This window comes from Oryzomicrobium terrae (assembly GCF_008274805.1).
GTDB classification, from domain to species: Bacteria; Pseudomonadota; Gammaproteobacteria; order Burkholderiales; family Rhodocyclaceae; genus Oryzomicrobium; species Oryzomicrobium terrae.
In genome coordinates this window covers 1,561,657-1,581,520 of record NZ_CP022579.1, presented here as the reverse complement: position 1 = coordinate 1,581,520, position 19,864 = coordinate 1,561,657, and the positions used below count along the sequence as shown (strand labels likewise).

Here is a 19,864-nt window from a genome sequence, read left to right as displayed (position 1 = left end):
GGCAGCTGGATGCCCGGTTTGCCGCCTAATCCAACCTAATCCCGCCTAATCGAGCAGCAACGGCCGGTCCGGCAGTTCGTTGGGATTGTCGGCCGGCGGCGGCACGTGGGTTTCGAGCAGGCGGGTCACCTCGGCCAGCGCGGCCAAGGCGCCGGACTCGTAGTTGCCCTGGCGAAAGTCGTCGCTCATCTGCCGGCACAAGCGCTGCCAGGCGGCTTCGCCGACCTTGGCGTGGATGCCCCGGTCGGCCACGATCTCCACCCGGCGGTCGGCCAGCAGCACGTAGATGAGGATGCCGGTATTGGCTTCCGTATCCCACACCCGCAACTGGGCAAACAGATCGACGGCCCGCTCGTGACTGCCGGCCGCCCCTTGGCGCAGGTAGGCCAGCGGCAGGGCCGTCTCGACGACAAAGCGCAGTTCGCCGCCATGCCGGGCTTCGGAATCAGCAATGGCCGCCTCGATGCGCGCCAGGCTGGCAGCGGGAAAACAGCGCCTGCCCCACCAACCGGGCAAGAGCAGATGTTTGAGTACGCGCAACACCGTCACCTCACCATCCTCCCGAGGCGCCGCCGCCGCCGAAGCGGCCGCCGCCTCCGGAAAAGCCGCCATTGCCGCCGCCCCGGGAGCCGCCCCCGCCCAGGCCGCCGAGCATGGCCGGGCTCAAGCCCAGCAGGGAAAAGACGAAGGCCACCCCGCCGGCCAGCAGCGCGATGCCCAGACTGCCGGCGATCAGCATGGCCAGCACCCCGGTCACCCCCCCCACCGCGGCAGAGCCGAACAGGCGACCGAACATCGCCCGCAGCACCTGGCCGACGGCCAGGGCCATGATCATCACCAGCACGAACAGCGATTCCAGATCGCCCTCGCTGCCCGGCCCCGGCTGCGGCGCGGCCACCGCCGGCAGCGGCTCGCCGGAAACGGCCTTGATCAGGGCCTCCACCCCGGCGTCGATACCCCCGGGAAAATCCCCGGCCGCCAGCTTGGGCGCGATCACCTCGCTGATGATGCGCTTGGCGATGGCATCGGGCACCACGCCCTCCAGGCCGTAGCCCACCTCGATGCGCAAGCGCCGGTCGTTTTTCGCCACCACCAGCAACAGGCCGTCATCCACCTTGACGCGGCCCAGCTTCCAGGCCTCGGCAACGCGCAGCGAATATTGCTCGATGGCCTCGGGCTGGGTGGTGGGCACGATCAGCACGGCGATCTGGGCGCCCTTGTCCTTCTCGAAACCGGCCAGCCGGGCTTCCAGGGCCTGGCGGCGCTCCGCCGACAGGCTGCCGGTGGTATCGGTAACCCGGGCCGTCAACGGGGGGATGGCCGCAAGGCCGCGCCCCGCCTCGTTCTCCACGGCCCCTGCCGGGAGAGCGAGGCAGAATGCGGCGATCAGAAGGCACCACGCCAAGATCAAGTACTGGCGCGGGGTTTGGCGCCCCCCTCTCAAAAAACCCACTGCAGGGCCGGGGCAAGCGACCATGGCCGGAGCGGACAACTCAGTAGCCCGAGGCCGGTGCCGTTCCCGGCGCCTTGGCCGGGGCCGCCGGAGCGGGAGTAGGAGCCGGCGCGCCGAAATTGACCGTCGGCGCCGTGGAAATGGCTTTCTCGTTCTCGACGCTGAAATTGGCCTTGGGCTGATAGCCGAAGGCCATGGCGGTGAGATTGTTGGGGAAGGTGCGCACCGCCGTGTTGTAGGCCTGCACCGACTGGATATAGCGGTTACGCGCCACGGCAATGCGGTTCTCGGTGCCTTCGAGCTGGGCCTGCAGATCGCGGAAAGCGGCGTCGGCCTTCAGTTGCGGGTAGTTCTCGGACACCACCAGCAAGCGCGACAGGGCCGAGGACAGTTCCCCCTGGGCTTGCTGGAACTTGGCCAGGGCTTCCGGGTTGTTGGCCAGTTCCGGCGTCACCTGGAGGCTGCCCACCTTGGCCCGGGCCTCGGTCACCTGGGTCAGCACCTCCTTCTCGTGGGAGGCGTAGCCCTTCACCGTGTTGACCAGGTTGGGCACCAGGTCGGCGCGGCGCTGGTACTGGTTGACGACTTCGGACCAGGCGGCCTTGGACTGCTCGTCCAGGGTCTGGAACTGGTTGTAGCCGCAGCCCGAGAGCAGGGAGACGGCAACGAGGATGAGGGCGATCAGGCGAGCAGGCATGGAACCTCCGGAAAAGAATGGCGGGCGGCAGGACAACGCAAAACCACAGCCGCCTCAGGACATCGGCCTAGGCTACACCCAAGGTAGGGGCGCCATGGCAATCCTGCAAGTGGGGGGAAGGCGCTGCGCACGCCCGTCGGGCCGTTCAACCGCCGGATTTCAGCTTGGCCATGGTGCGCCGGGCGAACAGCAGGTCTTCCCAGGCCTTGGCCTTTTCCGGCAGGTTGCGCAGCAGATAGGCCGGATGATAGGTCACCACCACGGGAATGCCCTGGTACTCGTGCACCCGGCCGCGCAGGGCGGCCAGGGGCTTTTCCAGGCCGAGCACGCTGTCGGCGGCGGCACGGCCGAGCAGCACCAGCAGCTTGGGCTGGAGCAGCTCGATCTGGCGGGTGAGGAACGGCCGGCAGGCCGCCATTTCCGCCGGTTCCGGGGTACGGTTGCCGGGCGGACGGCACTTCACCGCGTTGGCGATGTAGACGTCGTCGCCGCGCTTCAGGTCGATGGCCGCCAGCATGGCATCGAGCAGCTTGCCGGCCTGGCCGACGAAGGGCTCGCCCTGGGCGTCCTCGTCGGCGCCCGGGCCCTCGCCAATGAACAGCCAGTCGGCCTGCTCGTCTCCCACCCCGGGTACGGTCTGGGTGCGCTGTTCGCACAGGCCGCAGGCCCGGCAGGCGGCAATCGTCTGGCGCAGTTCGGGCCAGGACAGGCCCGGCGGAATTTCAGCAACCGTGGCCGGTCCTCCAGTTCCCCGGGCCGCCGCAGGCGGTGTGGCGCGCGAGGGCGCCGCCGGGGCGGGAGCGGCCATCTCGGGCGTGGCCTGGAGCGCCGCCTGGGTGGCCTCGTCGGCAGGCGACGCCGCCGTATCGGCGCCGTCGCCTTGGCGCGGCACCCACACCGGGGAAATGCCCATTTCGGCAAGCAAGGCCTCGCGGCTGAGCAGAACGGGTTTCATGCCTGGGTCTCCACCAGGGCGCGCTGCATCACGATGGCATCCTCACGACCGTCGGCCGCTGGGTAGTAGCCCTTGCGCCGGCCGATCTCGACGAATCCCAGGTCCTGGTACAGGGCCACGGCCCCAAGATTGGAGGGGCGCACTTCGAGCAGCATCGAGAACAGGCCCGCCTGGCGGGCCGCGTCCATCACCTTGATCAGCAGCCAGCGGCCCAGGCCGCGCCGGTGCAGTGCCGGAGCAACGGCAATGTTGAGCAGGTGGGCCTCGTCTACCGCCGCCATGACCATGGCAAAGCCGACAATCTCGCCGCCGAGCCGCAGCACCCAGCCGCTGTAGCCGGCTTTGAGCGAATCGGCAAAATGGCCCCGCAGCCAGGGAAAGGCCGCGGCGGCAGTTTCGATGGCCAGCACCGCGTCCAGATCGGCCTCGCCCATCGGCGCGAGCAGCCGGGTTTCGGCGGCCAGAGCGGCCCGATCGGTCACGCCTTACCCCCTTGGGCGAGACGTTCGGCCACGGTAAAGGCCACCTTGTCGCGCACGTACACCGGCGCGGCCAGGGCGGCATCGAATAGTGACGGCCACTGCTCGGGCGTCGTCGCCGCCAGCCGGGCGGCCGCCAGCCGGGCCACGGTGGCGGCACCTGGCAAGGCCGCGTGATGGACGATGCCCAGGGCCGCCAGGCGCTCGGCCAGGACCGGGTAGGCGCCCGGCGCGTTGCCGGTGCTCACCCAGCCCGTCGCCGGGTCGGGCAGCGCCACCTGGTCCGGAGCGCAGACCCGATCGTCGTTTAGGGGTTCGAGCCCGCCCTCCGCATTGCGCCGGTAGCGCCCGACGTATACCTCGTTCATGCGCGCATCGAGCAGCGCCAGCACCTGCCCGGCTCCGCTGGCCGCCGCACAGGCGGTGGCCAGGGTGAGCAGGGATCCCACCGGTACCACCGGCAGGTCGAAGGGCACCGCCAGCCCCTGGGCCACGGCACAGGCCACGCGCAGACCGGTAAACGCCCCGGGACCGGCACCGTAGGCGATCGCATCCAGGTCGGCAAAGGCCACCCCGACTTCGCCCAGCAACTCGCGCACCAGGGGCAGCAGGGTTTCGGAATGGGAACGACCGGCCGGGCAGTCCCGCTCGATCACCCGGCCATCGAGCCAGAGCGCGCAGGAGCCGGCCTCGGTGGTGGTATCCAGGGCAAGCAGTTTCATGGGGGCGGATTGTACCCCGTGCCCTCCCCCGCCGCACTCCGGCGCGCCGCCCGGAGAACGGCGCCAATTCAGGCGAGTAGCGGCAGCGGGGCGAAACGGCCACCCAGAATGTCCCGGGAGGGAATGCCCCACCAGTTGTCCAGGGCGGTGGCGTAAAGCTGGCGGAAATCCACGGCGAACGGCAGGTTGCCGTTGCCGTCGAGGCGATCCAGGGCCGGAGCGGCGCCGTAGAGCCCGCCGGCGACCCGGCCGCCGAGGACGAAATGGGGCGCGGCGGTGCCATGATCGGTGCCGCCGGACTGGTTTTCCTTGGGGCGACGGCCGAATTCGGCGTAGGTCAGCACCAGGGTATCGTTCCAATGGTTGAGTTCGCTCAGGCCCGCCTGCAAGGCGGCGAGCCCCTCCCCGAGCTGCTTGAGCAGGCCGGCCTGGGCGCCGAGCTGGTTCTGGTGGGTGTCGAAGCCGTTCAGGGTCAGGCGCAGGCAGGCCACCCCGGCATTGCTGGCAACCAGTTGGCAGGCGGTTTTCACCGCCTGGCCGAAGGGACCGCCGGGGAAGACGGTAGCCAAGCGGCTGGCCGTGACGGCGCCGGCCAGGTGGCTGGCGGCGGCGCTGACGTCCTGCTCGACCTTGAGCAAGTGGGCGAGTGCCGGATTGGCCCGGGCAGCCTCGCCACCGGGCTGAGCAAGACGGGCCTGGCGCAGAAACTGGTCGGCGTTGGCCAGGGCGATGGCCCGGCTGCCCGGCCCCTCGAACGGCCCCATGTCGGCAGCGCCGAGCACCACGCCGTCGGCGGCGAAGGCGGCAGGCACCGGCGCCGTGGCGAAGGTACGGGCCAGCCAGCCGTCGCTGCGGGTTTCATGGGCGCTGGAGGCGGTTTCCCAGATGTCGATGGAGCGGAAGTGGGACAGATCCGGGTCCGGGTAGCCGACGCCTTGCACCACCGCCAATTGCCGGGCCTGCCACAGGGGCAGGAGGGCCTCCAGGGCGTTGTGCAGTCCGATGCTCTCGCTCAGGGGCAGCACCTGCTCGCGCTTGAGGGCGAGCCGGGGGCGCAGGGCGGCGTAGCGAGGATCGGCATAGGGCACCACGGTGTTGAGGCCGTCGTTGCCGCCCTTGAGTTCGACCAGGACCAGGAGCCGCCCGTAGCGCGGCGTTCCCGGGACCAGGCCCAGAGCCCCAGCATTGGCGGCCCTCTTGGCGATGCCTGCCTGGGGAGCCGCATGGGCCGTGGCGTTCAGGACGGTCAGCCCGGCGGCGCCCAGGCCGAAGAGAAAGGTGCGGCGGTCCATGGCGGGCTTCCTAGGTCAGTTGGTAGGCCGGATCCAGGGCCAGGGTGCGGATCAGGGCCAGCCCTGGGCCATCCCCGGTCATGGTGCCGGCCGCGGCGGCATTGACTGGCGGCAAGGCCAGCAGGGCGGCTTCGAGCTGGGCGCGCTCGGGAAAGCGGGTGAGCAGGCGGCGGCTATCGACCCGGATCGCCGACCAGGCCGCCACCAGGCGGAAGCGGGCCTCCCCGTCCATGCGCCCGCCAACCTGGCCGAAGGCCTCGCGCAATTGGGCGGTGCGCCGTTTCATCAGCGGCGTCGCCTCGTCGAAGCGGGCGTCCTGGCCGTCGAAGCGGCGCAAGGGTTCCACGTAGTCCTCGCCGCGCAGCAGCCGCTCAAGAAAGGCCTTGCGCGCCAGCAGGGTGGAGGAATTGATCCAGGCCTCGCCGCCGGACCAGCCGCGCACGTTGGGCGGAGCGAACAGGTCCTGGCCCAGGTTGCGCACGATGAAGGCCAGCGGCAGGGCGTCGGGTACGGTCACGTCCAGGCTGCGCACCGTGCCCACCACCAGGTCCACCGGCGACTTGACCAGCACACCCCGGTTCCGCGGTGCCCAGAAAGCCTCGGAGAGGAGCAGCGCGCGCAGGGTTTGGCGCAGATCGTAGCCGCTGCGGCGCAGCACCTCGGCAAGACGCTGGATCTCTCGCGCCTCGGCCGGATCGTCCCGGGGCGGCGCCACGAATTCCTGCCACAGCTTGGCAGCAATGAAGTCGGCACAAGCCGGCTGGGCGAGCAGGATGTCGAGCACCTGGTCGCCGTTGAAATTGCCGCTGCGGCCAAGCACCGTCTTGCTACCCGTATCGTGAAAGGCGGGGCGCCAGCGGAAGGCACCGCTGTCGGGCTCCAGGCTCCAACCGGTAAAGGCCCGGGCAGCCTCGCGGATGTCGGTTTCCTGGTAGTGGCCGCGGCCCAGGGTGAACAGCTCCATCACCTCCCGGGCGAAATTCTCGTTGGGGTTTTCGCGCCGATTCTGGGCGCCGTCCAGGTACACCAGCATGGCCGGATCCTTGCCTACGGCGTGGAGCAGGTCGGCGAAATTACCCAGGGCGTTCTCGCGCAGCAGCAGGTTCTGCCGGGCCATCAGGGCGTGGGCATGCACCTTCTGGTCACTGGAAACGAAATGGTTGTGCCAGAACAGGGTCAGCCGCTCGACCAGGGCCCGGGGGGCTTCGGCCTCGACCATCTCCTGCAGCCACCAGGCGCGCAGTTCGGCGCCGACGCGAAAACGCTCCTGCTGGAAGGCCTTGCGGTCTTCCTCGCGCATTTCCTTGAGGCGCTGGGGCGAAAAGTAGTCCAGCGCCGCGGCCGGCGGAGCACGCAGCGGCGACGTCGGTGTATCCGCCAGCAGGCGTTCGACGGCCGCCAACCGGGTCAGCTTGGCGTAAGCGGCGACATCGGCCGGGCGACCGCCAAAGCCGGTGCGGGCCAGCAGGTGACGGGCCCCGGCGATACCCAGGGGCGCGCCGGCCTCCCGGCGTTCGGCCGCCCATGCCCCGGAGATACTCCGGGTCAGGGACAAGGCGAGGGTAAGTCCCAGGACACCCGCTCCGGCACGCTGCAACCAACGGCGGCGGCTCACATGCGCGCCGACGGCGCAGCGCTTGGCGGACATCCCGGAGGCGCTCATGGCCTGGGCCGGGGAGACTCGGCCGGATCGCGCCGCTCGGGGCCCCGGCCCGGACCTTTGGCCGGAGGCCGTTCCTGGGCGTGGCGTTCGCGCAACTGGTCGCGCAATTGCTGGCGCTCTTCCGGCGGCATGGCCTGCCAGCGCTCACGCACCGCCTCACGCTTCGACTGGCGCTCTTCCGGCGACAACTTCTGCCACTCGTCCCGTCCTTCGGTGCGCAACTGCTGGCGCAACTCCTGACGCTGCTCGGGAGACAGGGAATCGAACCGATCGCGCATCGCCTGGCGGGCTGCCTGGCGCTCGGCCGGGCTCATCTGCTGCCACTTGCCGCGCAGCCGTTCCTTCTCGGCGTTGCGCTCTTCCGGCGTCATGCGCTTCCAGCGCTCCAGGTCGACCTGGGGCGCGCCTCCGCCCTGCCCCGTCACGGCGGGGGGCGGTGCAGGTGGAGCGACGGCCGTGCTGCCCGGAGGGGGCGGCGGCATACCGGCCGCCTGGGCCAGCACCGGCACACTGCCGAGGCTGGCGGCCAATCCCCAGGCCAGGGCCGTCTGACGCAGCACGCTGCCGGAAAAGGGAAGAAAACGGGGGGAAGACATTGGGGGCTCCAAGGACACCGGTCGGGCCAAGCGGCGCGGGCCGGTCGTAGCGTATGGACTCATCTTAGCGGGAGCCCTGCCGGTCGCGCTTTCCCGGGCTGCATCCAGTTGTAAGAAAATGTGACACGCGGGTAGTTTCGAAACACCTGCTGACGATTCTCCGCCCCCCGGTCCGTTCGCCACCCTACCCGCCCGGCATCGGGCGCGCTACGATGCCAGCCATGAATACGACTACGCCCAAACGCATCCTGGTGGTGGACGACGACCGGGGTCTGCGCGACCTGCTGACCCGCTATCTCACCGAACAGGGTTTCACCGTCAAGGCCGCCGACGCCGCCCCGGCCATGGACAAGCTGCTCGCCCGGGAAGCCTTCGACCTGCTGGTGCTCGACCTGATGCTGCCGGAAGAGGACGGTCTATCCATCTGCCGCCGTCTGCGTTCCGCCGACCCCCAGCTGGGCATCCTCATGCTCACCGCCAAGGGCGACGAGATCGACCGCATCGTCGGCCTGGAAATGGGCGCCGACGATTATCTGCCCAAGCCCTTCAACCCCCGGGAGCTGGTAGCGCGCATCCAGGCGGTGCTGCGCCGGCGCGGACTGCCGCCCCCGGGCGCCCCGGCGACCAAACCCGGCACCGTCACCTTTGGCGACGTGGAGGTGGATATGTCCACCCGCCAGATCAGCCGCCAGGGCGAAGTGACCCGGCTCACCACCGGCGAGTTCGCCGTGCTCAAGGTGCTCATGGAACACCCGCGCCAGCCCCTCTCCCGGGATCGCCTGACCCAGCTTGCACGGGGCCGGGAGCACGGTCCCTTCGACCGGGCCATCGACGTCCAGGTTTCGCGCCTGCGCAAGCTGGTGGAGCCCGATCCGGCCAGCCCCCGTTACCTGCAGACGGTGTGGGGCTTCGGCTACGTGTTCGTGCCGGACGAAGCGGGAAGCTCCCCACCTGCGAGCGCCGCACCGGCCGCCCCCGCTCCGGCGCCGTGAGCGGCCCCGCCCCCTCCCTGCCGCGCTGGCGCCTCTACTGGGCCCAATTGTGGCCGCGCACCCTGCTCTGGCGCACCTTCCTGCTGATCGCCCTGGTGCTGATCCTGGCGGTGACCAGCTGGGCCCTGCTGCTGCGTTATTCGGAACGGGAGCCTCGAGCCCGGCAACTGGCCGAGCTGACCACCAGCGTGGTCAACCTGACCCGCTCCGCCCTGCTCCACGCCGCCCCCAGCGAGCGCCTGGCGCTGCTCGACGACCTAGCCCTGCGCGAAGGCATCCGGGTAGTACCGGCCGACGAGAGCGATGACCTGACGCCGCTGCCAGACAACTTCTTTTTCAACACCTACGCCAACCAGGTACGCCTGGAACTGGGTTTTTCCACCCGCATCGCCATCGCCCTGAATGGTGAGGACGGCCTGTGGACCAGCTTTCACGTCGCCGCCGACGACCCGGAGGACGAATACTGGGTGGTGCTGCCTGAAGAGCGGGCACGGCGGCGCACCCCCTGGGAATGGCTCGGGTGGGGCGCCCTGGCCCTCACCTTCGCCCTCGCCGGCGCCTGGTCCATCGTCGCCCGGGTCGGACGCCCCCTGGCCGACATGGCTCGGGCCTGTGTTGCGGTGGGCCGGGGCGAACGGCCGGCACCGCTGACCGACGACGGCCCCCTCGAACTGGCTGTGCTGGCCCAGGCCATCAACCGCATGAGCGCCGATCTGGCTACTGTCGAGGACGAGCGCGCCCAGGTGCTGGCCGGCATCTCCCACGACCTGCGCACTCCCCTGGCGCGGCTGCGCCTGGCCCTGGAGATGAGTACCAGCGACGACGGTCTGAAGAGCGGCATGGTTGCCGACGTGGAAACCATGGATGGCCTGCTCAGCCAATTCCTCGACTACGCCCGCGGTGTGCGCGAGGAAACGCCGGTGCAAAGCGATCCGGGCGAAATCGTGGCGGCTGTGGCCCGGCGCTTTCCCGAGGCGGACGTGGAGCTGGCGACGGTCGCCCCCCTGCCCCTCAAGCGCCGGGTACTCGAACGGGCCTTGACCAACCTGGGAGAAAACGCCCGCCGCTACGCCGGCAGCACCGATCCGGCCGACACGGCGCCCGCCGGCCTGACCTTCCGCCTGAGCGAAGAAGGCAGCGGCCGGCAACGCCAGGTGGTACTGGAAGTCCTCGATCGGGGCCCGGGCATCGACCCGGCCCTGGCGGAAACCCTGAAGCGGCCCTTCATGCGCGGCGATGCCGCCCGGGGGGGCGTATCCGGCACCGGGCTGGGCCTGGCCATCGTCGATGCCGCGGCCCGGGCCCACGGTGGCCGCCTCGATCTGCTCCCCCGCGAGGGGGGCGGCCTGCGCGCCCGGATCAGTCTGCCGCGGCGCGCCTGAACAGGCGGTTTATGCCACAAAAACCTGCGAAAACTCTTCCGCGGCCGGCCCAGCCTCGGCCAGGATCGCAGCCCAGGCGGCATCATCAAGGTTGAGGGCGGCCCAGGCATAGTCGGAACGGGGTGGCGGCGTCCATGCTCCGGGCAGATTCTTGCCCAGCTCATGGGCACCGCTGTCGGCCAGGCTGGCCACGGCGGCCAAGGGCTGATGTCCCCATTTTTCCGGCGCATGATGCCCGGCGATGCCCTCGACGATCGTCAGCGGAAACACCCAGCGCCGCGCCAGCAGTTCACCGACCTGGACGTGATCGATTCCCAGACAGAGCCGCTCCGCCTCCAGCAGCGATAGGGATTCGGCCTTGGAACGCTCATGTACCGCCCGGTAGTGGGTAGGAAAATTGGTGGCGATGACCAGGCGACCGATATCGTGGAGCAGCCCGACAACAAAGGCGCTTTCCGGATTGGCCCGGGCCCGCACCGCCAGAATTCGGGCCAGGATGGCCGTCGCCGTGCAGTGGCGCCAATACGTGGTGGTGTCCAGGCCTTCGGCCTTGAGACGCCCCAGGGTTTCACCCGCCGCGGCCGCCAGCATCAGGGTACGGACCGTATGCAGTCCCAGGATCGTGACCGCGTCCTGAATGCTGGCCACCCGGCCGCGCAAACCATAGAACGGCGAGTTGGCGATGCGCAGGGTCTTCGCTGCCAAGGACTGGTCCCGGGCAATATCGTGGGCCAGTTGACGGGTGTCGAGATCGGGATCTTCCAGGCGCAACAGCAATTCGGTAACGACCGCGGGCATGGAAGGCAGGCGCCCCAGGCTGCCCTCCAGTTCGGGCAGGGTCAATGGACTCAAGGTCATGAGCGCTCCTCAGGCAAGGCAATCAACAGCCACCCACGGGGCTGCTCGGCAGTACCCAGGGGGCGACAAAATACATGATGGGCATGGTGGGCGATGATCACCCGGCGGGGGCGGGAATCGCGCAGAGCCAGGATGCCGAGCAGGGGTTCTGGCAAGCAATCCCGGGCAGCTTCGCCAAGCAAGGCGGCATTGCCAAGCCAGTTTCCGGCTTGCGGGTTGATGGCGATCACCAGACCGTTTTCATCCACCCCGAGCATCGGCCAAGGGAAGAAATTCAGTACCTCCTGGGTCACATCCAGCACCGTTCGGCTCAGCAATCCTTGCAGGCCACCCGTCGTCGGAGTGGACATCGGCGCAGCCGGCACGGCCAGGCTCGGCAATGCTTCGGCGGCCGGCAAATGGGTTCCATGCGCGTGCAACAGGTTGGCGGGCAGACAGCGGCCGGCGAGCAGCATGGCCTCGGTCTCGGCGACCGGTATCGGTCGACTGAAGTAGTAGCCCTGGATCTCGTCGCAGCCGTTGCTGGCCAGCAGCGCCAACTGGGCTTCGGTTTCGACCCCTTCGGCCACCACACGCAGCTTGAGGTTGTGCGCCAGGGTAATCACCGCCCGGGTGATCGAAACGTCGCCGGGGTCGGCGACGATGTCCTGGACGAAGCTGCGATCCACCTTGACCGAATCGAGGGGAAAGCGCTTCAGGTAGGACAGACTCGAGTAGCCGGTGCCGAAGTCATCGACCGAAATCCGTACGCCCAACTGCTTCAAGGCGTCCAGGGTGGCGATGGAGTCCTCGACGTTGTGCATCAGCATGCTCTCGGTGATCTCCAGCTCCAGGGCCGCTGGGTCCAGACCGGAACGTGCCAACTCATCCCGGATCAGGGCGACCAGATCGCTTTGCTGCAACTGGCGTACCGAAAGGTTAACCGCCACCGAAGGGGTGCCGACGCCGAGGCGATGCCAGGCGACAGCCTGGTCGCAGGCCTGGCGCAACACCCAGGCACCCACTGGGATGATGCCGCCGGTGTCTTCAAGCAAGGGGATGAAGCGGTCCGGCGGCACCAGCCCCAGGGTGGGGTGCTGCCAGCGCAGCAGGGCTTCGAAGCCGACGATCTCGCCGCTGACACAGCTGACCTTGGGCTGGTAGTGGAGGCAGAACTCATCACGTTCCAGGGCGCGGCGCAGATCGATCACCATCTGCAGTTGCCCCTGGGCCCGGGCATTCAGCGATGCGGTATAGAACTGCAGGTTGTTGCGCCCCACCTCCTTGGCCCGGTACATGGCGGTATCCGCGTTGCGGATCAGGGTTTGCGCCTCGGAACCATCCTCGGGAAAAAGGGCGATGCCCACGCTGGCCTGGGCGTACAGCTCCTGCCCCTCGGCGTGGATTGGCCGGGCCAGGGCATCCATGATGCGCTGGGCCGCCATGGCGGCATCTTCGCTCGACTCCAGGTCGGGAATGACGATCGCGAATTCGTCGGCACCCATGCGGCCCACGGTGTCGCTTTCCCGCAGCGCTGTGGCGATACGGTCCGCCGCGGCCACCAGCAAGGCATCACCGACGCCGTGGCCAAAGGTGTCGTTCACCAGCTTGAAACGGTCCAGGTCGATCACCAGCACCGCCACCTTGGTGTGCTGGCGGTTGGCCGCCGCCAGGGCCTGCTCGATCCGGTCCTTCACCAGCAGGCGGTTGGGGAGCCCGGTCAAGGCATCGTAGTGGGCCGCCTGGGCCAGCTGGCGCTCGGCCTTGACGCTCTCGGTGACGTTGATATGCATCACCACCGCCCCACGCCCCGGGTTATGCAACGGGGTCGCGAGCAGGCGGAACCAGCGCTCGGTAGTGTTGCCATGGCAGGGATAGACGGTGGAATACTCGCTCTGCCGCCCGTCGAGCACCGCGCGCAGGCCGGCCTCGATATGGGCGGAACTCTCGGCGGTTGCCACGCCGCTACTGGCACACAGGCTCAGATAGTTGAGTCCAACCCCGGCCGTATCGTCAGGATAGTCGTTCTCTTCGGCGAACTGGCGCCAGCCGGCATTCACGGCGAGGATGCATCCGTCCTGATCGAGCAGGGCGATGTGAGCCGGCAGGGCATCGAGAATCGAGCGGTTGATGGCGATGCTGGCCGAGAGTTCATCGCGCTGGGCCACCACCTGGGTGATGTCGAGGGCAATGCCGCCAACACTGTGGATGCGGCCGTGATCATCGGCCATGGCGAAGCTGCGCAGTTGCAGCCAGCGCACGCTGCCATCGGGGTGCAGGGCTCGCAGGGTCTCGTTGACACCGCCGAAGCGGTTCTCGGCGATGACGCGGCGCAAGCGGGGCCGATCATCGGGATGGACGCAGGACAGCCAGGAAAAACGGTCGCGCCGCAGGTCTTCCATGCGTCCGCCCCAGAGGCGCTCGTAAGCCTCGTTGACGAACACCACCTGCTTGGTTGCGATGTCGATCAGCCAGAAGCTTTCCGGCAGATTGTTGGCCAGTTGCTCGAAGTGCAGCAGGCCCAATTCCGCTCGATGGCCGACGGGACGATCGTCCTTGTCCCTATCCCTCGTTTCGATCAAAGCGTCTCCCTCTCCACATGATCTTTTTTGTAGCGATGGATATTACGTTGGGAAACCCGCCGGTGCGAGCGAAAAAACCAAGGCATGGACTTGGTACGTCCGGCCACTTGACGCGTCCAGCCCTCAGATCAGGAAGCGGGCGACATCGATGCCCCACTTACCGGCATCCTCCGCGGCGGCGATGCGCTCCCCCGCATTACGCGCCAGGTCGATGTCCTCGGGGGGGATGTAATACATGCGCTTTGCATCGTAGATGACCCGCACCGAAGGAGTGAGCAGGTTGTCCCGGTGCAGGGCGGTGACGATCGCCAGGCGGTTGCTTTCCAGCCGCACCAAGGAACCCACCGGGTAGATGCCGACGCTTTTGACGAAGGCTTTCACCAGGTCGGCGTCGAACAGGGTTCCGCCGCCCTCGAACAGGCGACGCACGGCGTCCGCCGCCTGGGTGGGACCCCGATACGCCCGGGGCGAGGTCATGGCGTCGTAGACGTCCACGATGGCGGACATACGCCCAGCCAAAGAGATGTTCTCGCCGGTCAGCCCCTTGGGGTAGCCGGTGCCATCGATCCGTTCGTGGTGTTCGGCCAGAACTTCCAGGGCATGGCGCGGCAGCCCGGGCAGGGAAGCGGCAATATCCAGCCCCATCACCACATGGGAGCGCACCACCTTGAATTCGTCGTCGGTCAGCTTGCCCGGCTTGGAAATCAGTTCATTGCTCAGCTTCATCAGCCCCACGTCGTGGAGCAGCCCGCCCAAGGCCAGTTGATGCAGCATGGTCTCGTCCAGTTCCAGGGACTTGCCGAAGGCCACCAGCATGGCGCAGACACCCACCGAGTGGTTGTAGGTGTAGTCGTCCACCCGCTGCTGCAGGCGGCGCAGGGTAAGGATGGCGTGGCTGTTGCGCAGCACCGAGGCGGTGATCTTTTCCACGACCGCCCGCACCGGAGCCAGCTCGACCTGCCGACCGACACGGGTGTCGTCCATCACCGAACGGACAGCTCGGGTGGCCTCGCCGAAAGCCGCCCGGGCCCGGCTCATTTCCGCCCCGAGGGAAACCCCGGAAGCCGCTCCCGCATAGCCAGGCAAAGGCCGGGACACCGCCACGCGCTCACCGGGGGCCCCGCCGTCCGAAGCGGCACTCGCCGCATCGGCAGCCGGCTTGTCTCCCGCCGCGACGGCCTCCGCCGGCGCGGGGGATTGGTCGGGCGCCGTCGCCGTGGCTGCCTCCACCGCCGCCGGAGTGCTGCCCGCATCGGCCTGAGCCACGTCCTCTTCCACATCGAAACCGCGCTCGGTATCGATGAACAGCTCCTTGATGCGGCTGTTGCGCACCTTGTTCAAGTCCCCCTCGCTTTTGATCAGCAGCTTGTTGAACAGGAAGGGATGGTCCATCCAACCAGCGTTGAAGTCGTGGACGAACATGCCGACCCGCAACTGGGCAACGGGGATTTTCTTGATCATGGAAACAGCCGGAAAAGAGGAGCGTGCAGGAGCTTAGTGGTCGTGATCGTGGTCGTGCTCATCCTCGTCGGCCAGCTCGCCGAGGAGAACGATGGCCTGGGCTTCCATGCCTTCGCCACGACCGACCGGGCCGAGCTTCTCGGCGGTTTTGGCCTTCACGTTCACGTCCTTTTCCGGCAGCCCCAGGTCGGCAGCGATATTGGCCACCATGGCCGGAATGTAGGACGCCAGCTTGGGCGCCTCGGCCACCACGGTGCAATCCAGGTTGAGGATGCCGTAGCCAGCCGCGGTTACCCGGGCGATAGCCTCACGCAGTAGTACGCGGCTATCGGCCCCCTTGAACCGGGGGTCGGTATCAGGGAAGTGGCGGCCGATATCGCCCAGGCCGGCGGCGCCGAACAGGGCGTCAATGACGGCATGGATCAGCACATCGGCGTCGGAGTGGCCGTGCAGGCCCCGGTCGAAGGGGATGGTGACGCCGCCTATGACGAGGGGTCGCCCGGGCACCAGGGCGTGGATGTCGTAGCCTTGTCCGATTCTGAGCACAGTAGGGATTCCGAAAAGTTGAACAGGAAGAAAATCAGCCGACCCGGGGAGCCGTCGCCAGCAGGCGTTCGGCCAGGGCCAGGTCGGCCGGATAGGTGACTTTCAGGTTGGCCAGTTCGCCCCGCACCAGGCGGGGCACGTGGCCCGCGGCCTCCATGGCGCCGGCTTCGTCGGTAACGTCGGCAAAGCGGGCCAGGGCGTCGCAGAGCAGGCCATAGCGGAACACCTGGGGCGTCTGGGCCTGCCACAGGCCGTCCCGGGGCACCGTCGCGGCCACCCGGTCGCGCTGATCAGAGCGTTTCAGGGTATCGGCCACCGGCACCGCCAGCAGCCCGCCCACCGGATCATCCGCCAGGGTCTGCAGCAACTGGCCAAGGGCGGCGGCGGAAAGGCACGGCCGTGCCGCATCGTGCACCAGCACCCAGTCAGTACCCGCGGCGGCGGTAGCGGCCGCCGCCAGGCCGGCCTGGACGCTGGCCGCCCGGGTGGCCCCACCTTGGCGCACGGTTTCCAGCTTGGCACCGAGGGAAGTCCACTCGAAGGCGCCCCACCAGGAGTCGTCCGGCGCCAGCACCACGATCACCCGGTCGATGGCCGAACAGGCGCAGAGCACCGCCAGAGTGTGGTAGAGCAAGGGCCGCCCGAGCAGGGGCAGGTACTGCTTGGGGGTTTCGCTACCGAAGCGGCTGCCGTGCCCCGCCGCCGGGACGATGGCGTAGTACTTGGCGGAAACGGGCGTGGCGGAAGCGGTAACGGGGTCGGGCATGGGGAGCGGTGAAGTCAGGATCGCAGGCAGGCGGAGAGCGGGAGCGCGCTGGGTTCGGGCACAATGGGCGCCAGACAAGGGAAAATCGGGCGACTGGCCCGGCGGTCGAACCGCGGGTACGGCAAGCATCGATTCTACCGGAAGCAGGCAGGACTTCCCCCGGCACCCAGATCAAATCCGCCCGACCGGGTGCCGTTTTTCCACTTTCCGCATTCATCAACGGGGGCTTTCGCCCGGCCGTCCGGCACGCCGTGCGCCCAGGGCGGCGATCCACTAAGCTTTATCTATCGTGACTACCCTACTCACCAACGTCGGCCTCGAATTCGCCCAGGGATTTCTTACCGCCCTGGGGCTGGGTCTGCTCATGGGCCTGGAACGGGAACGGCGCACCACGTCCCGGGCAGGTCTGCGCACCTTCGGCCTGACGGCCTTGCTTGGCGCCGTATGCGCCCTGCTGGCCAGCCATTTCGACGCCCCCTGGCTGATCGGTGCCGGCCTGCTGGCGGTCGCGGCGATGATGATCGCCAGTTATTCGGTTCGCCCCGATCCCAATGATCCGGGCACCACCTCGGTAGTGGCGTTGCTGCTCGCCTTCGGCTTCGGCGCCATGGCCTGGTACGACGAATTCCGCTCCCAGGCGGTCATGCTGGCGATCGTCAGCACCGTCCTGCTCTACTTCAAGGCCCAGTTGAAGCGCCTCACCAGCAAGCTCACCGAGCGGGACATCATCTCCATCCTGCAGTTCGCCGTGCTCTCCCTGGTCATCCTGCCGATCCTGCCGGACCAGGGGTTCGGCCCCTACCAGGCCATCAACCCTTACCAGGTGTGGTGGATGGTGGTGCTGATTTCCGGAGTTTCCCTGGCCGGCTACGGAGCCCTACGCGTTGCCGGACAGCGCCACGGCGCGCCGCTCCTCGGCGTCCTGGGCGGGCTGGTATCGAGCACCGCGACCACCCTGGTGTATGCCCGCCATAGCCGGGAAACGCCGACCCTCAACCGCCTGGCCCTGGTCGTCATCCTCACCGCCAACCTGGTGGTGCTGGTACGGCTCAGCACCCTGACCGCCGTGGTTCAGCCCGGCCTGCTGCGCGACCTGCTGCCGCAAATGCTCGGCGGCGCCCTGGCCGGCTTGGTGGTGGCCGTGCTGATGTGGCGCCACATGGGGCGCCAGGACGACCTCCCCGAGCTGGAACTGCGCAACCCCACCGAAATCCGCACGGCCCTGACCTTCGGCGCCATCTATGCAGTGGTGCTGTTCCTCTCGGCCTGGCTGGCCGACATCGCCGGCAGCCGGGGCTTGTACCTGGTGGCCCTGGCCTCGGGTCTGACCGACGTGGATGCTATCACCCTGTCCAGCCTGCGCCTGTACAGCCTGGACCGGGTCACGGCTCACCAGGCCGTCACCGCCGTGGGCCTGGCCGTGCTGGCGAACCTGGGCTTCAAACTGGCGGTGGTCACGGTCGTGGCGGGGCGCCAACTGGCGCAACGGGTGGCCCTCGGCTTCAGCGCCGTGGCTATCGGCGGCCTCGGGGGCTGGTGGCTAGGCACCGCATCATGGATAGCGGGGTAAGGATCATGACCGCCCAGCCTGCAATCGCTGTGCCACCACTGGCGGAATCAGACCCTGCCAGCATCGTCTTCGATACGCCGACCGGCTACCCGCTGACCCTGCGCAGCGACGGGGCGCAACTGGCCGGCGAGCTGGCCTTTCCGGCCGCCTCGGCGCCGCCCCTGGGGCTGGCCGTGGTGGTGCAGCCGGCCTCCCTCCGCGACGCCGGCCCCTACGCCATCGGCCAAGCCCTGCTTGCCGCCGGCTATGCCGTTTTCCGCATCGACCTGCTGACGCCCAACGACACCCGCTATCCAGACCTGTTGCGCGACGTGGCACTGCTCGAAAGCCGGCTGGCCTCCTGCCTGCAATACCTGCAAGGCAACGACTGCCGCATCCTCGGCCTGCCGAGCGGGCTTGGGCTGGGCATCGTCGCCAGCGGCGGTGCCGCCCCCGCCGCGCTGCGGCTGACCGCCAGCCGCCAGGGGGCTTGCCGGGTGCTGGCCTGCCGCAACGGCTTCATCGACCAGGCGGGCCGCCACGCCCTCGGCTACCTAAGCGTGCCACTGCTTTACGTGGGCGAGGAGCACGCCCGCCATGGCGATAGCGAGGCCCTCCCCTCCACCGAAACCAGCGCGGCCCAGCACGCCCTGACCCTGATCAACGCGCCCCACGACCTGATTGTCAGCCAGCGCCGCCAGGATACGGCCCAGGCCGTCACCGCCTGGCTGCGGCGCTGGTTACACCCCTAAGGCGCTCTCCAGGCGTGCACTCAAAGGTTAAGCTAACACGCCGAGGATGACCTGGGCCGGGTCGAACACGGCCAGCAGTTCCCGTTCCTCGGCCCGCTCCGACACTCCCAAGGCCTCTGCCCGCGCCCGCGACAGGACGGCGTGCACCGTATTACCGCCGTCGAGGGCCAGGGCGACTTCCAGTTCGTCGCTATCGACGCTACCGCCGCCATCGACCGGCGGCGCGGGGAGGACACGACCGGAAAGGCGGTTGTGCGCCCGTGCATCTCCCGTCACGATTTCGTCGGGGGCCGCCAGCCGCACCGCCTGGGCCTTGACCAGGGCCCAGACCGACATGCCCGGTTCCAGGCCCAGTTCGCTGACGCTGGCGGCGGTCAGGCGGGCATGCAGGCGCGGACCGCCCAGATCCACCTCCACCAGAACCGAGATACCCTCCTGATGCAGGGCCACCATCCGCCCCAGCCATTGGTTGCGGGCGCTGGTGCGCAAGAACAGGCGCTCCAGGGCGCCCGGAGCGCCGGCCCCCTCCCCCGCCGCCGTGCTACGCACCACCGCCGCGGCCAGGGCATCGAGAAACTGGCGGTGAACGCTTTTCACCCGATTGAACACCTCCACCAGCCAGCGTCCGGACGAAGTCAGCTGGCTGCCGCCGCCACCGCGCCCGCCGGTACTGGCGGTCACCAGCGGCACGCCCGCCGCATTATTGAGGAACTGGAGGGCATCCCACGCCGACTTGTAGCTCAGGCCCAGGGCCTTGGCCGCCTTGTTCAAGGAGCCTTCCCGGTCGATCGCTTCGAGCAGAGCCACCCGGCCCTCACCGGCATAGCCGGACTCGCCGATGGTCAGCCAGAAGCGACCTTCGAGATGGAGGCCCAGGGGGACGGGCCCCAGGGCCAGATCCCCCGGCGCCAGCACGGTCTGGGCACGAGGCGGGGAAAACCCCGCCGGGGGTGGAGGAATTTGGGCAACGTGGGCATTAAGCCGGGACGGCGAGGGCATGTATCGGGCTCCTGGCGTGCGTATCCACCGGGCAGGCGGATCGCTATATACAAAATTAATAGCGAATTTTAGACCGCTGTCCCGGGCCTTACCTTAAGCTGGAGCAAACTTCGCCAAAAACTCTGTCGCGCCTCCACAACC

19 protein-coding genes are annotated in these 19,864 nt (G+C 68.5%); 4 read left to right on the top strand and 15 right to left on the bottom strand.

Annotated elements, in window-relative coordinates; genetic code table 11:
• Positions 1-45: 45 nt before the first annotated feature.
• The 9 genes from OTERR_RS07330 to OTERR_RS07290 all read right to left on the bottom strand — a co-directional run bounded on the left by OTERR_RS07330 (position 46) and on the right by OTERR_RS07290 (position 7,857).
• Complete coding sequence (locus OTERR_RS07330) at positions 46-549, bottom strand: TPM domain-containing protein (protein WP_054620662.1); 504 nt, start codon at positions 547-549, stop codon at positions 46-48.
• A gap of 1 nt (position 550) precedes the next feature.
• Entirely contained in the window at positions 551-1,405 is an 855-nt protein-coding gene (locus OTERR_RS07325; RefSeq protein WP_246154390.1) for a TPM domain-containing protein, read from the bottom strand.
• An 88-nt stretch (positions 1,406-1,493) separates the two neighbouring features.
• Positions 1,494-2,150 carry a LemA family protein gene (locus OTERR_RS07320; protein WP_149425310.1) on the bottom strand — a complete coding sequence of 219 codons (657 nt, stop codon included), beginning with the start codon at positions 2,148-2,150 and terminating at the stop codon, positions 1,494-1,496.
• Positions 2,151-2,295: 145 nt separating this feature from the next.
• Complete coding sequence (locus tag OTERR_RS07315) at positions 2,296-3,105, bottom strand: uracil-DNA glycosylase (RefSeq protein WP_149425309.1); 810 nt, start codon at positions 3,103-3,105, stop codon at positions 2,296-2,298.
• Positions 3,102-3,587 carry a ribosomal protein S18-alanine N-acetyltransferase gene (gene rimI / locus OTERR_RS07310; protein WP_246154389.1) on the bottom strand — a complete coding sequence of 162 codons (486 nt, stop codon included), beginning with the start codon at positions 3,585-3,587 and terminating at the stop codon, positions 3,102-3,104. The genes OTERR_RS07315 and rimI overlap by 4 nt, the downstream gene beginning before the upstream one ends.
• On the bottom strand, positions 3,584-4,306 hold the full coding sequence (tsaB, locus tag OTERR_RS07305) for a tRNA (adenosine(37)-N6)-threonylcarbamoyltransferase complex dimerization subunit type 1 TsaB (protein ID WP_149425308.1): 723 nt from the start codon (positions 4,304-4,306) through the stop codon (positions 3,584-3,586). Before tsaB ends, rimI begins: the two co-directional genes overlap by 4 nt.
• A 68-nt stretch (positions 4,307-4,374) precedes the next feature.
• Positions 4,375-5,598 carry a DUF1501 domain-containing protein gene (locus OTERR_RS07300; protein WP_149425307.1) on the bottom strand — a complete coding sequence of 408 codons (1,224 nt, stop codon included), beginning with the start codon at positions 5,596-5,598 and terminating at the stop codon, positions 4,375-4,377.
• Between the two features lie 10 nt (positions 5,599-5,608).
• The gene (locus tag OTERR_RS07295) at positions 5,609-7,261 is read right to left on the bottom strand and encodes a DUF1800 domain-containing protein (RefSeq protein ID WP_223116019.1); all 1,653 of its coding nucleotides are present in this window, start codon (positions 7,259-7,261) and stop codon (positions 5,609-5,611) included.
• Positions 7,258-7,857 carry a DUF3106 domain-containing protein gene (locus tag OTERR_RS07290; RefSeq protein WP_054620655.1) on the bottom strand — a complete coding sequence of 200 codons (600 nt, stop codon included), beginning with the start codon at positions 7,855-7,857 and terminating at the stop codon, positions 7,258-7,260. Before OTERR_RS07290 ends, OTERR_RS07295 begins: the two co-directional genes overlap by 4 nt.
• 221 nt (positions 7,858-8,078) lie before the next feature.
• Between OTERR_RS07290 and ompR the strand changes: the two genes are divergently transcribed.
• On the top strand, positions 8,079-8,849 hold the full coding sequence (gene ompR / locus OTERR_RS07285; protein WP_054620654.1) for an osmolarity response regulator transcription factor OmpR: 771 nt from the start codon (positions 8,079-8,081) through the stop codon (positions 8,847-8,849).
• Positions 8,846-10,231 (top strand): ATP-binding protein, encoded by a 1,386-nt coding sequence (locus tag OTERR_RS07280; protein WP_054620653.1) that lies wholly within the window; start codon positions 8,846-8,848, stop codon positions 10,229-10,231. Before ompR ends, OTERR_RS07280 begins: the two co-directional genes overlap by 4 nt.
• Positions 10,232-10,240: 9 nt before the next feature.
• On the opposite strand, the gene OTERR_RS07275 is transcribed toward OTERR_RS07280, so the two are convergent.
• From OTERR_RS07275 to ispD, 5 genes are all read right to left on the bottom strand, one after another.
• The gene (locus OTERR_RS07275) at positions 10,241-11,089 is read right to left on the bottom strand and encodes an HDOD domain-containing protein (RefSeq protein WP_149425305.1); all 849 of its coding nucleotides are present in this window, start codon (positions 11,087-11,089) and stop codon (positions 10,241-10,243) included.
• The gene (locus OTERR_RS07270; protein WP_187775326.1) at positions 11,086-13,593 is read right to left on the bottom strand and encodes a putative bifunctional diguanylate cyclase/phosphodiesterase; all 2,508 of its coding nucleotides are present in this window, start codon (positions 13,591-13,593) and stop codon (positions 11,086-11,088) included. The genes OTERR_RS07275 and OTERR_RS07270 overlap by 4 nt, the downstream gene beginning before the upstream one ends.
• Before the next feature lie 180 nt (positions 13,594-13,773).
• Positions 13,774-15,111 (bottom strand): cyclic di-GMP phosphodiesterase, encoded by a 1,338-nt coding sequence (locus OTERR_RS07265; protein ID WP_149425303.1) that lies wholly within the window; start codon positions 15,109-15,111, stop codon positions 13,774-13,776.
• 33 nt (positions 15,112-15,144) lie between these two features.
• Positions 15,145-15,666 (bottom strand): 2-C-methyl-D-erythritol 2,4-cyclodiphosphate synthase, encoded by a 522-nt coding sequence (ispF, locus tag OTERR_RS07260; protein WP_425466034.1) that lies wholly within the window; start codon positions 15,664-15,666, stop codon positions 15,145-15,147.
• Positions 15,667-15,691: 25 nt separating this feature from the next.
• Positions 15,692-16,423, bottom strand: coding sequence for a 2-C-methyl-D-erythritol 4-phosphate cytidylyltransferase (gene ispD / locus OTERR_RS07255; protein WP_149425301.1), 732 nt, complete (start codon positions 16,421-16,423; stop codon positions 15,692-15,694).
• 289 nt (positions 16,424-16,712) lie between these two features.
• Here ispD and OTERR_RS07250 point away from each other — a divergent pair, with 289 nt between their 5' ends.
• Positions 16,713-17,993 (top strand): MgtC/SapB family protein, encoded by a 1,281-nt coding sequence (locus OTERR_RS07250; RefSeq protein ID WP_246154387.1) that lies wholly within the window; start codon positions 16,713-16,715, stop codon positions 17,991-17,993.
• Between the two features lie 5 nt (positions 17,994-17,998).
• Entirely contained in the window at positions 17,999-18,724 is a 726-nt protein-coding gene (locus tag OTERR_RS07245; protein ID WP_149425299.1) for a dienelactone hydrolase family protein, read from the top strand.
• Positions 18,725-18,751: 27 nt separating this feature from the next.
• On the opposite strand, the gene OTERR_RS07240 is transcribed toward OTERR_RS07245, so the two are convergent.
• Positions 18,752-19,723 carry a TOBE domain-containing protein gene (locus OTERR_RS07240; protein ID WP_149425298.1) on the bottom strand — a complete coding sequence of 324 codons (972 nt, stop codon included), beginning with the start codon at positions 19,721-19,723 and terminating at the stop codon, positions 18,752-18,754.
• Positions 19,724-19,864: the final 141 nt, after the last annotated feature.

Coding starts and splice junctions, on each gene's coding strand:
- OTERR_RS07240 (WP_149425298.1), bottom strand. CDS start 19,723: ATGCCCTCGCCGTCCCGGCTTAATGCCCACGTTGCCCAAATTCCTCCA.
- ompR (WP_054620654.1), top strand. CDS start 8,079: ATGAATACGACTACGCCCAAACGCATCCTGGTGGTGGACGACGACCGG.
- OTERR_RS07275 (WP_149425305.1), bottom strand. CDS start 11,089: ATGACCTTGAGTCCATTGACCCTGCCCGAACTGGAGGGCAGCCTGGGG.
- OTERR_RS07300 (WP_149425307.1), bottom strand. CDS start 5,598: ATGGACCGCCGCACCTTTCTCTTCGGCCTGGGCGCCGCCGGGCTGACC.
- OTERR_RS07290 (WP_054620655.1), bottom strand. CDS start 7,857: ATGTCTTCCCCCCGTTTTCTTCCCTTTTCCGGCAGCGTGCTGCGTCAG.
- OTERR_RS07320 (WP_149425310.1), bottom strand. CDS start 2,150: ATGCCTGCTCGCCTGATCGCCCTCATCCTCGTTGCCGTCTCCCTGCTC.
- OTERR_RS07295 (WP_223116019.1), bottom strand. CDS start 7,261: ATGAGCGCCTCCGGGATGTCCGCCAAGCGCTGCGCCGTCGGCGCGCAT.
- OTERR_RS07315 (WP_149425309.1), bottom strand. CDS start 3,105: ATGAAACCCGTTCTGCTCAGCCGCGAGGCCTTGCTTGCCGAAATGGGC.
- OTERR_RS07265 (WP_149425303.1), bottom strand. CDS start 15,111: ATGATCAAGAAAATCCCCGTTGCCCAGTTGCGGGTCGGCATGTTCGTC.
- ispD (WP_149425301.1), bottom strand. CDS start 16,423: ATGCCCGACCCCGTTACCGCTTCCGCCACGCCCGTTTCCGCCAAGTAC.
- tsaB (WP_149425308.1), bottom strand. CDS start 4,306: ATGAAACTGCTTGCCCTGGATACCACCACCGAGGCCGGCTCCTGCGCG.
- OTERR_RS07245 (WP_149425299.1), top strand. CDS start 17,999: ATGACCGCCCAGCCTGCAATCGCTGTGCCACCACTGGCGGAATCAGAC.